16 protein-coding genes are annotated in these 15,874 nt (G+C 42.5%); 8 read left to right on the top strand and 8 right to left on the bottom strand.

Annotated elements, in window-relative coordinates:
• Positions 1 to 96 precede the first annotated feature (96 nt).
• Complete coding sequence (locus A1QO_RS05115) at positions 97 to 1,557, top strand: sensor domain-containing diguanylate cyclase (protein ID WP_017041146.1); 1,461 nt, start codon at positions 97 to 99, stop codon at positions 1,555 to 1,557.
• Between the two features lie 8 nt (positions 1,558 to 1,565).
• On the opposite strand, the gene dusC is transcribed toward A1QO_RS05115, so the two are convergent.
• Positions 1,566 to 2,516: a tRNA dihydrouridine(16) synthase DusC gene (dusC, locus tag A1QO_RS05120; protein WP_017039251.1), complete on the bottom strand. Its 951-nt coding sequence runs from the start codon at positions 2,514 to 2,516 to the stop codon at positions 1,566 to 1,568.
• A 138-nt stretch (positions 2,517 to 2,654) separates the two neighbouring features.
• Between dusC and A1QO_RS05125 the strand changes: the two genes are divergently transcribed.
• The 4 genes from A1QO_RS05125 to serS all read left to right on the top strand — a co-directional run bounded on the left by A1QO_RS05125 (position 2,655) and on the right by serS (position 6,714).
• Positions 2,655 to 3,269, top strand: coding sequence for a YecA family protein (locus A1QO_RS05125; RefSeq protein WP_017041147.1), 615 nt, complete (start codon positions 2,655 to 2,657; stop codon positions 3,267 to 3,269).
• 69 nt (positions 3,270 to 3,338) lie between these two features.
• Positions 3,339 to 3,953, top strand: coding sequence for an outer membrane lipoprotein chaperone LolA (lolA, locus tag A1QO_RS05130; RefSeq protein ID WP_017041148.1), 615 nt, complete (start codon positions 3,339 to 3,341; stop codon positions 3,951 to 3,953).
• Positions 3,954 to 3,955: 2 nt separating this feature from the next.
• A complete protein-coding gene (locus A1QO_RS05135) occupies positions 3,956 to 5,302 on the top strand; it encodes a replication-associated recombination protein A (protein ID WP_017033736.1) in 1,347 nt (448 codons plus the stop codon).
• A gap of 104 nt (positions 5,303 to 5,406) precedes the next feature.
• On the top strand, positions 5,407 to 6,714 hold the full coding sequence (gene serS, locus A1QO_RS05140) for a serine--tRNA ligase (RefSeq protein WP_017033737.1): 1,308 nt from the start codon (positions 5,407 to 5,409) through the stop codon (positions 6,712 to 6,714).
• A 210-nt stretch (positions 6,715 to 6,924) separates the two neighbouring features.
• Here serS and A1QO_RS05145 read toward each other — a convergent pair whose 3' ends face one another.
• The 4 genes from A1QO_RS05145 to A1QO_RS05160 all read right to left on the bottom strand — a co-directional run bounded on the left by A1QO_RS05145 (position 6,925) and on the right by A1QO_RS05160 (position 10,115).
• Complete coding sequence (locus A1QO_RS05145) at positions 6,925 to 7,404, bottom strand: YchJ family metal-binding protein (protein WP_038131616.1); 480 nt, start codon at positions 7,402 to 7,404, stop codon at positions 6,925 to 6,927.
• Between the two features lie 152 nt (positions 7,405 to 7,556).
• Positions 7,557 to 8,768 carry an EAL and HDOD domain-containing protein gene (locus tag A1QO_RS05150; RefSeq protein ID WP_017033739.1) on the bottom strand — a complete coding sequence of 404 codons (1,212 nt, stop codon included), beginning with the start codon at positions 8,766 to 8,768 and terminating at the stop codon, positions 7,557 to 7,559.
• 82 nt (positions 8,769 to 8,850) lie between these two features.
• Entirely contained in the window at positions 8,851 to 9,579 is a 729-nt protein-coding gene (lpxH, locus tag A1QO_RS05155) for a UDP-2,3-diacylglucosamine diphosphatase (RefSeq protein WP_017033740.1), read from the bottom strand.
• Between the two features lie 41 nt (positions 9,580 to 9,620).
• On the bottom strand, positions 9,621 to 10,115 hold the full coding sequence (locus tag A1QO_RS05160; protein WP_017038944.1) for a peptidylprolyl isomerase: 495 nt from the start codon (positions 10,113 to 10,115) through the stop codon (positions 9,621 to 9,623).
• Positions 10,116 to 10,315: 200 nt separating this feature from the next.
• Between A1QO_RS05160 and cysS the strand changes: the two genes are divergently transcribed.
• Both cysS and A1QO_RS05170 read left to right on the top strand, forming a co-directional pair.
• A complete protein-coding gene (gene cysS, locus A1QO_RS05165) occupies positions 10,316 to 11,704 on the top strand; it encodes a cysteine--tRNA ligase (RefSeq protein WP_026026763.1) in 1,389 nt (462 codons plus the stop codon).
• 148 nt (positions 11,705 to 11,852) lie between these two features.
• Positions 11,853 to 12,431, top strand: coding sequence for a thymidine kinase (locus A1QO_RS05170; RefSeq protein ID WP_026026762.1), 579 nt, complete (start codon positions 11,853 to 11,855; stop codon positions 12,429 to 12,431).
• A gap of 148 nt (positions 12,432 to 12,579) precedes the next feature.
• Here A1QO_RS05170 and infA read toward each other — a convergent pair whose 3' ends face one another.
• The 3 genes from infA to aat form a co-directional block, all read right to left on the bottom strand.
• Positions 12,580 to 12,798, bottom strand: coding sequence for a translation initiation factor IF-1 (gene infA / locus A1QO_RS05175; protein WP_001040192.1), 219 nt, complete (start codon positions 12,796 to 12,798; stop codon positions 12,580 to 12,582).
• Positions 12,799 to 12,880: 82 nt separating this feature from the next.
• Positions 12,881 to 13,579, bottom strand: a complete 699-nt coding sequence (locus tag A1QO_RS05180) for an arginyltransferase (RefSeq protein ID WP_017033745.1) — start codon at positions 13,577 to 13,579, stop codon at positions 12,881 to 12,883.
• Positions 13,576 to 14,298 carry a leucyl/phenylalanyl-tRNA--protein transferase gene (gene aat / locus A1QO_RS05185; RefSeq protein WP_017038943.1) on the bottom strand — a complete coding sequence of 241 codons (723 nt, stop codon included), beginning with the start codon at positions 14,296 to 14,298 and terminating at the stop codon, positions 13,576 to 13,578. Before aat ends, A1QO_RS05180 begins: the two co-directional genes overlap by 4 nt.
• A 267-nt stretch (positions 14,299 to 14,565) precedes the next feature.
• On the opposite strand from aat, the gene aroA reads away from it, so the two are divergent.
• Entirely contained in the window at positions 14,566 to 15,846 is a 1,281-nt protein-coding gene (aroA, locus tag A1QO_RS05190; RefSeq protein ID WP_017038942.1) for a 3-phosphoshikimate 1-carboxyvinyltransferase, read from the top strand.
• Positions 15,847 to 15,874 lie beyond the last annotated feature (28 nt).

The raw sequence follows: 15,874 nt of genomic DNA on the forward strand, positions 1-15,874 counted from the left end.
TGATTCTTGACTCTGATAAAAACACGACAATATGATGAGCCCATTATCGAGACATTTCTCAATGGGCTCTTTTTCTTTCATGTAATGAGCTATTTAATGAAGTCAAATCGACATTTTAGTTTGAAGTTTGCAATTTTAATGCCTCTGGTGGTATCGGTAGTATTGATGAGCTTAGTGGTTAAGAGCCATTACGACTTTGTGGATAATAACATTTCGGCTGAATACGAACGTCTTAAAAGAGCGATGTTGCGTTCAACAAAAGTATTAACCGCTCTCGACTACAACTTTACGAATTACTTTCAAACGGGGGGGCTCATACTGCTCGAGCACAATAGGCAGGTTGTTGAAGATTTATGTCAGATCTGGCCGATAGAGTCATTGCTCCGTGCCCAGGGTAAGTCTCACATGATGTCTGCGGTTGACATCACCTATATGTTGGTGGGTGATAAATCGATTTGTAATGCAGACAGTGAATTATACGAACGTATTTCTAGCCAAGTTTCTCTAGCTCCCGCTCTTTCATTCATGCATGATCTTGATGAATTTATACTAGGTATCCACTATTTTGACAAAGAGGGTTACGTTTTCTCTTCCCCAGATACCATGGCTCGAAACGTCACTAAAGAGTTCTTGGATACGATACAAACACGTCCCTATTGGCTAGAAACGGCAAAGAATAACGATAAGATCACGGTGTTAGGCCCCCTTAACTCGGTTATTTTAAATAAACATGTTATGGGTTTAACGGTTCCAGTGTATTCAGAGGAAATATTCGAGGGCATTATTTCCTTGGACATTGATGTAGACCTGCTACTTGAGACTGGAGACAAACTTATCGGTGAGATCCGAATATTCAACACCGACCTAAATAGCGTTCCCAACCATGCATTCAGATTACGAAATATCGAATACGAAGGTATTGTTTTTAACCACGTCATTTTTTACGACTCTAACCTCATCGATGAAGCTAAATTCTTTATAGTTCACGAAAAATTCAGTTTGCTGGGGATTTTGCTGATTCACATATTTTTAGTTCTGACATTACTTTACGTTAACATTAATGTAGAGCGCACTCATTTTAAGGGTCTAGCAGAACGTGATCCTATGACCGGTTTACTGAATCGTCGTGGGTTTGATGTTTTTTTGAGTCGCAGAAGGGCTGAAAGAATGTTTGCGTTGGCTATTTTCGATATCGATGATTTTAAGCGAGTGAACGATAAATATGGTCATGATGTAGGAGACGATGTTATCTGTTACATGGCGAACCAGTTAGATAAAAACATTCGTAGCAATGACGCCGCTGCTCGTTTCGGTGGCGAAGAGTTTGTGGTTTATATTGAAGGAAACGATGAAAAACAACTGAGAAAGGCCTTGGACAGGGTGACCTTGGCGATTACTCAACATTCAAAACAAGCCGTTAAAACTGGCTTTACGGTGTCCGGTGGGGTTGAGATAGTAACGCCAAGTTTTAATATCGATTTTCCGCAGCTGATTAAGAACGCCGATGAAAAGCTCTATAAAGCGAAAACATCTGGTAAGAATCAACTTGTTTATTAGGGCGTTTATTAGAGCGCCTGTTGGGCTTGATATAATTTGATATGTTCGACAATCGGTTGTGCTGTTTTGAACGTTCTTATCTCTCGAAAAAGATCATTGGCTTGAGGGTATTGTTGCTTTAAATAAGCAAACCATTGTTTGACCCGGTTCGGGTAGTACATTCCCTTATCTCCAGCCATTTCATATTTGGAATAGGCCAGTAATAGTTCAACCACATCAGCCCATGGCATTGGTTTGTGATTGTGTTTAACCACATTACCAAGATTAGGGACATTAAATGCGCCCCGGCAGACCATCAAAGAATCGACTCCGGTTGTTTCGATACAACGTTGGCCGTCTTCGTAGTTCCAAATTTCTCCGTTTGCAATAAGAGGAATAGAAGAACTCTTACGGATTTCGTTTATGTAATCCCACTTGATTTCACTGGCTTTGTAGCCGCCTGACTTGGTTCTAGCGTGAACCGTTAATTCGTTGGCACCCGCTTTTTCAATCTCTTCCACTATATGGAAACAATCATCGGGATTTTCCCAACCAAGACGGATCTTTGCTGAAACGGGAATATGGTCTGAAACCGCTTCTCGACAAGCCTGAACTACATCATGGATTAACTCTGGGTGTTGTAGTAATGCCGCGCCGCCTCTGCTTTTATTGACAAGTCGGGCAGGACAACCAAAATTCAAATCAATCCCTTTGGCTCCCAATTTTTCAGCTTGAATCGCGTTTTTTGCCATCCATTTAGGGTGTTGACCGAGTAGCTGAATATGCACAGGAACACCTGATTTTGTTTGAGATCCTGTCAACAATTCAGGGCACAGACGGTGGAATACATGTTCAGGAAGCTCTTGATCACTCACTCGAACAAATTCAGTGACACAAAGGTCATAATCATTGATATCGGTGAGAATTTCTCGCATTAAGTGATCTAAAACGCCCTCCATAGGGCCTAAAATGACACGCATGTATGTATCGCCTTTTGCGGTGGTTAGCGGTAGAAGAGTATTTTGGCAGCGCGATTGTAGAGGCTCACGATAAGATTGTCACTAACACCTTGCTTCAGGCTATAATAATCGCTGTTTTTCTTTAGATTTTAAAATGACATGACTTACCAGCTTATCAACTTAGATACTTTAACGAGCGATGTTTCCGCCGAAACTATCGAAGGCGCTATTTTGGCGGCCAATTTTTCCGTTAAGCCGATCGCCCCAGAAGCATGGGTGGACCGAATTTTTTCAGATGCATCGCCACGTCACATAAGCCTGGTAACGGAACAGATTCATGCGCAGTTTAATCGATTGCAACGAAATGAATATGAAGCCTCTGCATTATTAGAGGTTGAACACACTCACGATAAGTTGGTTGAATTTGCCAGTGGCTTTATGACCGTTTGGGCCGTTGTTGAACCTCAATGGCATGAAATACAGCTAAACGATGGTTCGATGCGCATGCTTCAGGCCTTGTTGACTCTATTTATGTTGTCAATTGACGAGGAGCAGACACAACAGCAGATGAAAAATGCTGGTATTGAAACACCCCCGACATTATCAGATTTTATTGGTCAGCTTGACCTTATGGTGAGTGAAGTCGCACTTGCGGCTGACGAAGCTATGGTCGGTGGCAAAAGTCAAAGTGTCAATCCGTACAGAGGTATTGGCCGCAATGATCCTTGTCCGTGTTCTAGTGGTAAAAAATTCAAACAATGCTGTGGTCAATAAGGCTTTAGACAAATTAACCCGATGCATAAAACAAGAATGTTTTTGCTGAAACAATCAGGAGTATATTAAATGAAAAAGTGGAGCCTTCTACTGCTTGCCCATTGCTCAATAGTGGTCAGTTTTTCTGCTTTCGCCACACCCCAAGATGAATTGAGTACCCGACTTTCTTTAAATGATGGATTCACTGCTACGTTCAGTCAGCAGATCGTTAGCCCTGAAGGGGATATTGTGATGGAAGGGGAAGGTCTTGTTGAAATTGCAAGGCCAAGTAAGTTTCGATGGGAAACGACATATCCAGATGAAAATACGCTGATTTCGGACGGTGAAACCTTATGGTATTACAGTCCATTTATTGAGCAAGTGAGCCTGTACTGGCAAAAACAAGCGGTTGAACAAACGCCTTTTATTTTACTCACTCGCAATGAAGAAAGTGATTGGAATAACTATACGGTATCGCAACAAAATGACCGCTTCACGCTAACGCCTAAAACGGCGGATTCAACGCAAGGCCAGTTTCAAATTGATATCGACGACAAAGGGATTGTGAAAGGGTTTAACGTCATTGAGCAAGATGGGCAACGTGGACTGTTTAGCTTTAGTAATGTGAAACTAGAGTTACCAAAAAACGATCGCTTTGTATTTGTGGTTCCAGAGGGCGTAGAGGTTGATGACCAAAGGAACTAACCATGAGTAATTTAAGCTTAGATTTCTCAGGAGATGAAGATTTTCGTCCACTTGCGGCACGCATGCGCCCAGAAACTATGGAACAGTACATCGGTCAGCAGCACATATTAGGGCCAGGCAAACCGCTTCGACGGGCCTTAGAAGCGGGTCATATCCACTCTATGATTTTATGGGGGCCGCCTGGCACGGGGAAAACTACGCTTGCTGAAGTCGCCGCGAACTATGCTGATGCAGAAGTAGAGCGAGTGTCAGCGGTGACTTCGGGTATTAAAGAAATCCGCGCCGCCATAGAGAAAGCGAGAGAAAATAAGAATATTGGCAAACGCACAATTTTGTTTGTCGACGAAGTTCATCGGTTCAATAAGTCTCAACAAGATGCTTTTTTACCTCATATCGAAGATGGTACGGTGACTTTTATTGGCGCAACTACGGAAAACCCTTCGTTTGAATTGAACAACGCACTGTTGTCTCGGGCGCGAGTATACAAGCTCACGTCGCTATCTGCATTAGAGATTCTACAAGCTTTAGAGCAGGCTTTGGGTGATGAACTGCGAGGCCTTGGTAAGGTTAATGCTCATTTCCATGACAATGTACTGGATCGGCTGGCTGAACTGGTCAACGGTGATGCTCGCATGTCACTCAACTATCTTGAACTTCTGTTCGATATGGCAGAAGAAGAGGAAGGCATCAAACAAATCACCCTACCATTGCTCGCGGAGGTTGCGGGTGAAAAAGTCTCTCGTTTTGATAACAAAGGGGATATTTGGTACGACCTAATATCGGCGGTGCATAAATCGATACGAGGCTCGAACCCTGATGGCGCTTTGTATTGGTCTGCCAGAATGATTTCAGCAGGGTGTGATCCACTCTATATCGCAAGAAGATTACTGGCGATTGCTTCAGAAGATATCGGTAACGCTGATCCAAGAGCGATGCAAATTGCATTATCGGCATGGGATTGCTTTACACGAGTCGGCCCAGCTGAAGGTGAGCGAGCCATTGCTCAAGCGATAGTTTACCTAGCATGTGCACCCAAAAGTAATGCGGTTTATACCGCATGGAAACAAGCCCTTCGAGATGCAAAAGAGTATCCGGAATATGAGGTGCCTGCACACCTTCGTAATGCCCCGACAAGTTTAATGAAAGATTTGGGCTATGGCGCGGAATATAGATACGCCCATGATGAGCAAGGAGCATACGCTGCTGGCGAAGTGTACCTGCCGCCAGAGATGAGTCATTTACGTTACTACAAACCGACAAATAGAGGTTTGGAGACAAAAATTGGCGAAAAGTTAGATTACTTGGCTAGTTTAGATGCAAAAAGCCCACGAAAGCGCTATGAAAAGTGAGTGTTTTTGGATACATTTGTTCGATTATAATTTCTTTACACATCACCGCTTTCTTAAGTGTTATGTTGGTGTGTTTTCCACAACTATAAGGCATAGGATTAGCAATGCTGGATTCTAAATTACTTCGCACTGAGCTGAATGAAACAGCTGCAAAATTAGCACGTCGCGGTTTTAAACTTGACGTAGACACCATCGGTCAACTTGAAGAGCAACGTAAATCCATTCAAGTAGAAGTCGAAAATTTACAATCCACGCGCAACTCCATCTCCAAGCAAATCGGCCAGAAAATGGCGTCTGGTGACAAAGCGGGTGCCGAAGAGATTAAAAAGCAGATCGGTACGCTAGGCAGTGATTTGGAAGCTAAAAAAGCGGAACTGGTTGTTGTTCAAAGTAAGCTTGAAGAGATTACGTTGTCGGTTCCCAACCTTCCAGATGATGCTGTACCCGATGGTAAAGATGAAAACGACAACGTTGAAATCTCTCGTTGGGGAGAACCTAAATCTTACGATTTTGAAGTAAAAGATCATGTTGACCTGGGTGAGCTTAGCGGTGGGTTAGACTTTGCCAGTGCTACTAAGATCACTGGCGCTCGCTTTATCGTCATGAAAGGTAAATTTGCTCGTCTGCATCGCGCGATTGCGCAGTTTATGTTGGATCTGCATACCGATGAACATGGCTACACTGAGATGTATGTACCGTATCTTGTCAATTCAGATAGCTTGTTTGGTACTGGGCAGTTACCAAAGTTCGGTGGCGACCTTTTCCACACGGAGCCACTGACTGAAAAAGTGAATGATGAAGAACCTCGTAAGCTATCTTTGATTCCGACTGCTGAAGTTCCGGTCACGAATATGGTGCGCGACACCATCACTGATGAAGCGGATATGCCGATTAAAATGACGGCACACACCCCTTGTTTCCGTTCTGAAGCAGGTTCATATGGCCGTGACACGCGTGGCCTTATTCGTATGCACCAGTTTGACAAAGTTGAATTGGTACAGATTACAAAACCTGAAGATTCAATGGACGCACTTGAAGAACTGACTGGTCACGCGGAGAAAGTACTTCAGTTACTTGAGCTTCCTTACCGTAAAGTCGTCCTTTGTACTGGCGATATGGGCTTTGGTTCTCATAAAACGTACGATTTGGAAGTGTGGGTTCCGGCACAAGAAACGTATCGTGAAATTTCTTCATGTTCTAACATGGGTGATTTCCAAGCTCGCCGTATGCAAGCGCGTTTCCGCCGTAAAGGTGAGAAGAAACCAGAACTGGTGCACACGCTGAATGGCTCTGGTTTAGCGGTTGGTCGTACTATGGTAGCAATTTTAGAAAACAATCAAGAAGCGGATGGTCGAATCTCAATTCCAACTGTGTTACAGAAGTACATGGGAGGGCTGACTCATATTGGTTGATGTACCGAACCCAATAATAGAGCGAACCCTAAAGGTAAAGCAGCCTAGCGTTTTAGTCGTTCTCTGAGTCTAGGTAGTTTTCATTAAAAAGATAAAGCCGAGCAATCCCTTACATAGAGTGAGATTGTTCGGCTTTTTTATTGTTGGTCTTATTTTTACTGCTTGTTTCAAGGTTTGTTTAAAGGCCAGCTGTTTTCAAGCAGCTAGAGTTTATCCGCAGCACTTTTTATATTTTTTTCCACTGCCACATAAGCAGGGGTCATTGCGTCCGATTTTAGGCGCAGACTGTTTTTGACAAGGGTCTTCTTCGACAACGCCATCGATGTAGTACCAAAGGTTGTTGAGTCTGATGAAACGTGATTTTTCTTGCATACAATACTGTTGGGTATCGTCATTGAAATACGCTTTGAACGAAACATACCCTTCATCAGAATGTTTGCCGTACTGTGTTGAGGTAACATCGAGCTTACACCAATCACAATGAATAGACTCCGTGATGGCTTCTTTGGATTCGCTTGCCAAGCAACTTGGGTGATAAGTATCAACAACGAAATCGACCAGTTTGAGTACATGAGCACTATATCGAGCGCGCATTAACTGCTCTGGATAGTGAGCAGCAGAATGATCTAAATGAATGGGTTCACAACAAGCCGCGTAGGTCAGTGAGCTCCCACAAGGGCATAAAGGCATAATAGGGTCCATTGCTAGTATAGGGTCGATTGATAATGAAGAAGGCGCCATCTAAAGACGCCAAAATATGAAGGTGGTTAATAAAGCAGTCAGCTATATCTATGCTAAAAACGATATTGTCTGTTGTTCCGAGGTGTAGAACAGGGCCTTCGTTAACTGGCAGAGAAAAGATCAGCCGTCCATTTTAACGACTCATCGTAACTTAGGTTGACTTTGTCACTTTCCAATCCAAGCTCTTCTGTCATCTCAGCGACTTTTGACCAATCCGCTTTTTCATACGCTTTGACTAATAGTAAGATTTGCCCGAGTACGCCGGAGCCATGGCACAGAGCCTCTTTGACTTCTTCTTCAATTGGCATTGCCTCGACTAATTCTTCAAGAGGTTGATCCAATAGGCTGTCTAACAACGAAAACATACCCGTTAAAAAGGCGCTACCTTCTGCAACTTCGGACGTATGATGAGTAAAGAGTAATTCACAAAATCTTGCTCTCTGAACGGAAAGACCATAAAGGTACTGAGGTTTTGATTCTTTAGTCGATGCTATAGCGACTAAGGAAATGAATTTTCTCAACCGTTCTTTACCGAGATAAACGAGCGCTTGTCTAAAAGAGGTGATCTTTGAGCTCACCGTTGAGGAAGAGTTAACAAACGTCAGGAGCTTATAAGATAGCGTTAAGTCTGAGCTCACTAGATCTTCTATGGATGCATAATTAATATCGTCTTTGGCCACTTCTTTACAAAGTTGGATGAGGGTAACGAATGACGGTTCCAGCGCTTTACGTTGAATTATCTCCGGTTTACTAAAGAAATAGCCTTGGAAATAATGATAACCGGCCTCTTTTGCCTGTTCAAACTCTTCGTGGGTTTCTACTTTTTCTGCTAGGAAACGGATCTTTGTATCTTTTGCTTTTTCTATGAAAACTCGAGTTTTAGCAATGGGTAATGCGCGAATATCAAATTTAATTATCGAGATATAAGGCAAAAAAGCCTTCCATTCTTTGCTCGGGACAAAATCGTCTAATGCTATTTTATAGCCTTGTCTCGCCATATCTTTGATGGCTTCGAGTAATTCATCGGTCGGTAAACAGTCCTCTAGGACTTCAACGACTAAGTTATCGACAGGAAACAGTGATGGGACTCGATTAATTAGGCTCTGGTATGGGAAGTTAACAAAACCAAGGTGTTCACCCAGCGTCGAGTAATGAGTCGACAAAAAATGATCAGACAACAAGCGACTAGTGGCCAGGTTTGAGTCAATTTCTGGAAAGCAGTTGTTAGGGCCATCTCTAAAGAGCAGCTCGTAGCCAATGGTTTTTCTATCTCGATCCAAAATAGGTTGCCGAGCAACATAAGAATAATTCAAAAAAGTCCCTTATCTTTTGCGTTGTATTTACTGTACCAACAAGTGATGATTCACAAAACGTGAGTCAAAATTGTCAATTCATTCAACTTTGTAATGCTTTTTCTTGTAATTTGAATCCACTATCATCATAGACCAAAATCGAACCTTGGGCATACCAATCGCCTAATACGATTCGAATACTCTCACCATTAGATGTACTAACTTGATGAATGTTTGGCCTGTGTGTATGCCCATGGATCATTAAATTGACGCCATGCTTCTCCATGACAGAAACCACTTCACCGGGGGTTACATCCATGATCTCCATCGATTTTTTCTGTTTGTCTTCCTTAATGTCAGACTGAACTTTGGACACGATTCTTTTTTTGATGAAAAATGGAATACGGTTAAAGACCCATTGAAGCCATGGCTGATGTACCTTTTTTCTATATTCTAAATATTTGATGTCTAACGTACACAAGGTGTCACCGTGAAGAATGACGGCCTTGCGACCATAAAGGTCAATCACGGTTTCATCATTGAGAAGGGTCATCCCGGTTTGTTTGGCGAATCGTTTGCCGACAAGAAAATCTCGATTACCTTGTGTGAAGTAACAATCGACTCCAGAATCTGTTAATTGCTTGAACTCTTTTTGAATCAGCAGAGAAAACTCAGAGTTGTCATCATCACCTACCCAGAACTCAAACAGATCACCAAGTACGTAAAGGCGAGTGGCGTTAATAGCGTCGTTACGCATGAAGTCGATGAAGCATTGAGTGATATCAGGACGTATAGGAGAAAGGTGCAAGTCTGAAATAAATAGTGTCGTCATAATCAATATAGAAGAGCACACTAGGTGCTCTTCTGTCTCACTTATTCTTCAATAGTCGAGCCAGTAATAAGGACTTCTTCTAGAGGGACATCTTGGTGCATCCCCATCGTTCCTGTGCTTACTGCTTTAATTTTATCAACGATGTCCATACCTTCAACAACCTCAGCAAAAACACAGTAACCCCAACCATCCATGCTCTCTGAGCGGAAATCTAGGAAGTTGTTGTTATTAACGTTAATGAAGAACTGAGAGCTTGCAGAATGAGGTTCCATTGTACGTGCCATAGCTAACGTGCCCACTTTGTTGCTTAGGCCATTATTAGCTTCATTCTTGATCGTCGCACGAGTAGCCTTTTCACGAAGACCCGATTCCATGCCACCACCTTGAATCATAAAACCATCGATAACACGGTGGAAAAGTGTGTTGTCGTAAAAACCGTCACGGCAGTATTGTAAAAAGTTCGCACACGTTTCTGGTGCTTTTTCTTCATTTAGTTGGATTTTGATGTCGCCGAAATTAGTATGAAGCGTGATCATGGATATACCTTTAACTCATGTTTTTGACTTAGGGCAAAGATTCTATATCAACTTTACTCAATTTAATACGTGGATTTTCATAGAAACTGCCGATGAATTTGCCGATATAGTCAGATTTTTACTCATAGTGGGATTACCTAAAAAGCTGTGACTTGATATACTCGGATTTACTTTATTTCACCAAATATTAGATAGAGATCATGTTAAAGATATATAACACACTCACAAGACAGAAAGAGGAATTCAAACCAATCAATGCCGGAAAAGTAGGCATGTATGTCTGTGGGGTAACCATATACGATCTCTGTCATATCGGTCATGGTCGTACCTTTGTTTCTTTCGATGTTATTTCTCGCTACTTGCGCTATTTAGGGTTTGATCTGAATTTTGTTCGCAATATTACTGATATCGATGACAAAATCATTAAACGCGCAGCAGAAAATGGCGAAACTTGCGATTCATTAACGGAACGATTGATAGCTGAAATGCATGCGGATTTTGACGCTCTGAATATGAAACGACCGGATGTAGAGCCGAGAGCAACAGAATACATCCAAGAGATTATTGATCTGGTCGAGAAGCTGATTGAACGTGGGTTTGCTTACGTAGCAAGCAACGGCGATGTGATGTTCGAAGTGAAAAAGTATGATGAATATGGTCGACTTTCTCGCCAGGACCTCGATCAATTACAAGCTGGCTCTCGCGTGACTTTAGAAGAAACCAGTGTCAAGCGTAGCGGAATGGATTTCGTATTGTGGAAAATGTCCAAACCAGGCGAACCCACTTGGGAATCGCCATGGGGTGCGGGGCGTCCTGGTTGGCACATTGAGTGTTCAGCAATGAACTCTTCAATATTGGGTAATCATTTTGACATTCATGGCGGTGGCTCCGATTTGCAGTTCCCACATCATGAAAATGAAATAGCTCAGTCGTGCTGCGCTCATGGTACTCAGTATGTAAATACTTGGATGCACAGTGGGATGGTGATGGTCGACAAAGAGAAGATGTCGAAGTCATTAGGTAACTTTTTCACTATTCGTGATGTGTTAGCGCATTACGATCCTGAAACCGTGCGTTACTTCCTAATGTCTGGTCATTACCGTAGCCAATTAAATTACAGTGAGGAAAACCTCAATCAGGCTCGTGCTTCACTAGAGCGCTTGTACACCTCTCTTCGTGGTTTGGATCTAACGGTCGCAGCTGCTGGTGGTGAGCAATACATTTCCCGCTTCTCAGAAGCAATGAATGATGACTTCAATACGCCTGAAGCCTATTCTGTGTTGTTTGAAATGGCGCGAGATATTAATCGCATTAAAACAGAGAACATCCAAAAGGCGAGTGAATTGGGAAGCCTGATGCGTGAGCTTGCTGACGTGATTGGTATTCTGCATCAAGAGCCCGAAGCCTTTTTGAAAGGAGACGTCGCGGATAACGATGAAGTCGCTGAAATTGAAGGATTGATCAAGCTGCGTAACGATTCAAGAGCGTCTAAAGATTGGGCTAATGCTGATTTGGCAAGAAACAAGCTCACTGAAATGGGCATTGTTCTTGAAGATGGTGCAGAAGGTACGACCTGGCGTCGCAATTAATTGAATGATTAGGGCTGACTTTTCAGCCCTTTTTTATGTTCAATCTTTTATTGTTTATTTTCCATATATCATTTTTATGCGTAATGCTTATACGCAATTATTATACGCAACTCTCATATACAACAAATGGCAAAGCAGGTACTTTCTTTTGGCACAGATGTATTTTTACTACTCAGCAATGAACGCGGGTAAATCGACAACACTTTTACAATCATCTTTTAATTATCAAGAGCGAGGAATGGTGCCTGTTATCTTTACCGCGGCACTTGATGATCGCTATGGCATCGGCAAGGTGAGCTCACGTATCGGTCTGCAATCTGAAGCTCAGTTATTTAGAAGTGAAACCAATTTATACGAAGAAATAGCGCATTTAAATGAACAAGAGAAGCGTCACTGTATCTTGGTGGACGAATGTCAGTTCTTATCAAAAGAGCAAGTTTATCAGTTAACTGAGGTCGTAGATAAGTTGAACATCCCAGTGCTTTGTTATGGGTTAAGAACGGATTTTCTGGGTGAGCTTTTTGAGGGTAGCCAATATTTATTATCTTGGGCAGATAAGCTGGTTGAGTTAAAAACAATTTGCCACTGTGGGCGTAAAGCGAACATGGTAATAAGAACCGATGAAGCAGGAAATGCGATAGCAGAGGGCGATCAAGTGGCTATTGGTGGTAACGACCGTTATGTATCAGCTTGTCGCCGTCATTATAAAGAAGCGCTTGGGAAATAAAACAGAACGACCGTAGCTTACATGTTACCGAGTTAAGAAAGCTGAACACTTAGCCGATAGCAATAAATAACAACCAACAAAAAGCGGAGCCATGGCTCCGCTTTTTGTTGTATTCGACTAATTCGGATTGCTCTAAGGCAGTCAGAGATTAACGAGCACGGAAGACGATACGTCCTTTAGAAAGATCGTATGGTGTCATCTCAACAGTTACTTTGTCACCAGTAAGAATACGAATGTAGTTCTTACGCATTTTACCAGAGATGTGAGCTGTAACTACGTGACCGTTTTCTAGCTCAACACGGAACATTGTGTTTGGAAGAGTATCAAGGACAGTGCCTTGCATCTCAATTACGTCTTCTTTAGCCATTTAATCCTCTTTAGAAATTTGGCAATTTTAACGGACTTTACTCACCGTCAAAATGGGGAATTATGCAAAGTTGGAGCGTATTCTACCCTTGCCAACGTTGATTTACTAGCCTTTGATGACGATGAAATCGGACTTTATAGTTCATAGCTGGGCATTCGTCGATTTGATAACCTAAATAGAGCCACTGTTTACCCTGCATTTGGCAATATTCTAATTGGTATAGAACACCAAGTGTTCCAAGAGATAGAGGGATATCTGGGTCGAAAAAAGTGTAGAAGGCGCTGGCACTGTTACTCATTAGATCAGTGACTGCGATAGCGATGAGTTTTTCTTGTTCGTAAACATGTAGAAACTGGGTATTTAACCAAGCACAAGTTGAAAATTTGGCAAATTCTTCGCTTTTTGGCGGAAACATGCTGCCTGTTTTGTGGCGTGCGTGGATATAACGAGAATAGAGATCAAACCAACTTTCATCCAGTTCATCTTTTAATACCCAATGGTAATCGGATGCTTTGTTTTTGAGCCGTTTTTGACTTTTGGAGAGGACAAAATCGGGAACGGAAACGCGTAATGCCTGGCAGGATTGGCAATTATCGCAATGAGGTTTATAAATAGTATCACCACTGCGACGAAATCCATTCGCCAGTAATACTTCATAGCTTGAAGGGGAGTGCATTTGTGTATCAAGAGCAACCGCTACACGTTCTTCTTTGTTTTCAAGATAACTGCACGGGTGGCTATTTGTTAGCCCTATTTTGATTTGTTGAATGTCAGAGCTCATTTATGATCCTCTAATGGAGATGCGAGCCATTGAGTGCTAAAACAATCATTAGTAACGACTTGTTGTTTTAATTGTAGCAATGAATTTAAAAATTCGTCTCGTGGTATTTCTGTTGCACCCAAAGAAGTGAGGTGAGGGTTCATCACTTGGCAATCGATCAAGGTACCACCGTGCTTTTGGAAATGATGACAAAAATACCAAAGCGCAATTTTAGAGGCGTTACTTTTAAGGCTAAACATCGACTCACCACAAAACAGTGCCCCGACGCTTATCCCGTATAGCCCACCTATGAGTTCGCTATCACTCCAAACTTCAACAGAATGGCACAATCCTCGCTCTGCAAGTTCTGTGTATGCAGACTGCATATCCGGATTCAACCATGTTTCTTCTTCCGGTCTCAAATTACCACACAATTGGATTACCTGGTCTGTTGCTTGATTTAAGCTAACCCGATACTGGTGTTTCCTCTGAAATTTTTTGACACTTTTCGATGGCGTATAGCTGACCGGATAAAATACGGCTCTAGGGGCTGGGCTCCACCACAAAATTGGCTCTCCGGGGCCATACCAAGGAAAAATACCTTGCTGATAGGCTGCATAGATTCTATCCGCGGAAAGATCTCCACCAAAGGCAAGCAATCCATTGGGCTCGGTCAGTGCTTCATAAGGAGAGGGGAACACTAATTGAGTAAGAGGTAGCTCGGGTAAGTAAATAGCCATAAGAGTAGTAAAAGACAAGCGGTAAGAGGATGAGTCAATGGTATTCACTTTTCGTCTTGATGTCAGCTTTTGTTGTCACCAGTGAGATATTTTCATTGTCAATAGGATGGCGTATAAAAGTCAGAATTTGAGCGTAAAAATATTTTAACGAAACGTAGATTAGGTCTGGAGTTCAGGAATTATTTTCGTTAGTCTGAAAGAATCAAATTTTTCACTAATGCTTCACTCTGGGAAGTTCAGCATTGAGTTCAAGGATAATAATTTTTAATGGAAAGTCTTACGTTACAACCAATTAAAAAAGTAAATGGGGTTGTGAACTTACCCGGTTCGAAAAGTGTTTCTAATCGTGCGTTACTTCTTGCCGCATTAGCACAAGGTACGACACGTCTAACCAATCTGCTTGATAGCGATGATATTCGGCATATGCTGAATGCCTTGAAGCAACTTGGTGTTTCTTACACATTGTCACAAGACAAAACGGAATGTGAAGTAGTTGGGCTTGGTGAAGCGTTCAGTATCGAGGACGCTCAAGAACTTTTTCTTGGTAATGCAGGCACCGCAATGCGCCCATTGGCGGCGGCGCTTTGTTTAGGAACCGGTGAATTTGTGCTCACGGGCGAGCCTAGAATGAAAGAGCGACCAATTGGACACCTTGTTAATGCGCTAAGAGAAGCGGGTGCTAAAATTGAGTACCTAGAAAGCGAAAACTACCCACCGCTAAAAATAACGGGTACAGGCTTACAGTCTGGCACCGTATCCATTGATGGCTCAATATCAAGTCAATTTCTGACGGCTTTCTTAATGTCGGCGCCGCTAGCAAACGGTGACATGACCATCGATATTGAAGGGGAGTTGGTGTCTAAACCATACATCGATATTACGCTTCATATTATGAAACAATTTGGTATTGACGTGATTAACAACGATTATCAGTCCTTCATTATCAAAGCCGGTCAATCGTATGTTTCTCCTGGTGATTTTCTTGTTGAAGGTGATGCTTCTTCCGCTTCTTATTTTCTTGCGGCTGCGGCGATCAAAGGTGGAGAAATTAAAGTCACAGGCATTGGAAAAAATAGTATTCAAGGTGATGTTCAGTTCGCCAATGCGTTAGAAAAAATGGGTGCAGAAATCGAGTGGGGTGAGGATTATGTTATCTCTCGCTGCGGCGAATTAAATGCCATAGATATGGATTTTAACCATATTCCTGATGCCGCAATGACGATAGCCACCACGGCTCTATTTGCTAAAGGTACGACGGCTATTCGCAACGTATACAATTGGCGAGTTAAAGAGACGGATCGCCTTTCAGCGATGGCAACAGAGCTACGCAAAGTAGGAGCTGAAGTCGAAGAAGGTGAAGATTACATCATTATCACGCCAGCGAGTAAGCTGACACATGCTGCGATTGATACTTATGATGACCATCGCATGGCAATGTGCTTTTCACTGGTCGCGTTAAGTGACACACCGGTGACCATTAATGATCCAAAATGTACGTCGAAGACTTTCCCCGACTATTTTGAAAAACTGTCTGGCCTCAGCCAGTAGTGGATTTGCTAAAAAGCTTGCCATCGGC

Origin of the sequence: Vibrio genomosp. F10 str. ZF-129, from assembly GCF_000287055.2 — a bacterium.
In the GTDB taxonomy this organism is placed as follows: Bacteria; Pseudomonadota; Gammaproteobacteria; order Enterobacterales; family Vibrionaceae; genus Vibrio.

What these genes read in the sequence shown, in the direction of transcription:
- A1QO_RS05115 (WP_017041146.1), top strand. Translation starts at nt 97, where the DNA reads ATGAAGTCAAATCGACATTTTAGTTTGAAGTTTGCAATTTTAATGCCT.
- dusC (WP_017039251.1), bottom strand. Translation starts at nt 2,516, where the DNA reads ATGCGTGTCATTTTAGGCCCTATGGAGGGCGTTTTAGATCACTTAATG.
- A1QO_RS05125 (WP_017041147.1), top strand. Translation starts at nt 2,655, where the DNA reads ATGACTTACCAGCTTATCAACTTAGATACTTTAACGAGCGATGTTTCC.
- lolA (WP_017041148.1), top strand. Translation starts at nt 3,339, where the DNA reads ATGAAAAAGTGGAGCCTTCTACTGCTTGCCCATTGCTCAATAGTGGTC.
- A1QO_RS05135 (WP_017033736.1), top strand. Translation starts at nt 3,956, where the DNA reads ATGAGTAATTTAAGCTTAGATTTCTCAGGAGATGAAGATTTTCGTCCA.
- serS (WP_017033737.1), top strand. Translation starts at nt 5,407, where the DNA reads ATGCTGGATTCTAAATTACTTCGCACTGAGCTGAATGAAACAGCTGCA.
- A1QO_RS05145 (WP_038131616.1), bottom strand. Translation starts at nt 7,404, where the DNA reads ATGCCTTTATGCCCTTGTGGGAGCTCACTGACCTACGCGGCTTGTTGT.
- lpxH (WP_017033740.1), bottom strand. Translation starts at nt 9,579, where the DNA reads ATGACGACACTATTTATTTCAGACTTGCACCTTTCTCCTATACGTCCT.
- A1QO_RS05160 (WP_017038944.1), bottom strand. Translation starts at nt 10,115, where the DNA reads ATGATCACGCTTCATACTAATTTCGGCGACATCAAAATCCAACTAAAT.
- cysS (WP_026026763.1), top strand. Translation starts at nt 10,316, where the DNA reads ATGTTAAAGATATATAACACACTCACAAGACAGAAAGAGGAATTCAAA.
- infA (WP_001040192.1), bottom strand. Translation starts at nt 12,798, where the DNA reads ATGGCTAAAGAAGACGTAATTGAGATGCAAGGCACTGTCCTTGATACT.
- A1QO_RS05180 (WP_017033745.1), bottom strand. Translation starts at nt 13,579, where the DNA reads ATGAGCTCTGACATTCAACAAATCAAAATAGGGCTAACAAATAGCCAC.
- aat (WP_017038943.1), bottom strand. Translation starts at nt 14,298, where the DNA reads ATGGCTATTTACTTACCCGAGCTACCTCTTACTCAATTAGTGTTCCCC.
- aroA (WP_017038942.1), top strand. Translation starts at nt 14,566, where the DNA reads ATGGAAAGTCTTACGTTACAACCAATTAAAAAAGTAAATGGGGTTGTG.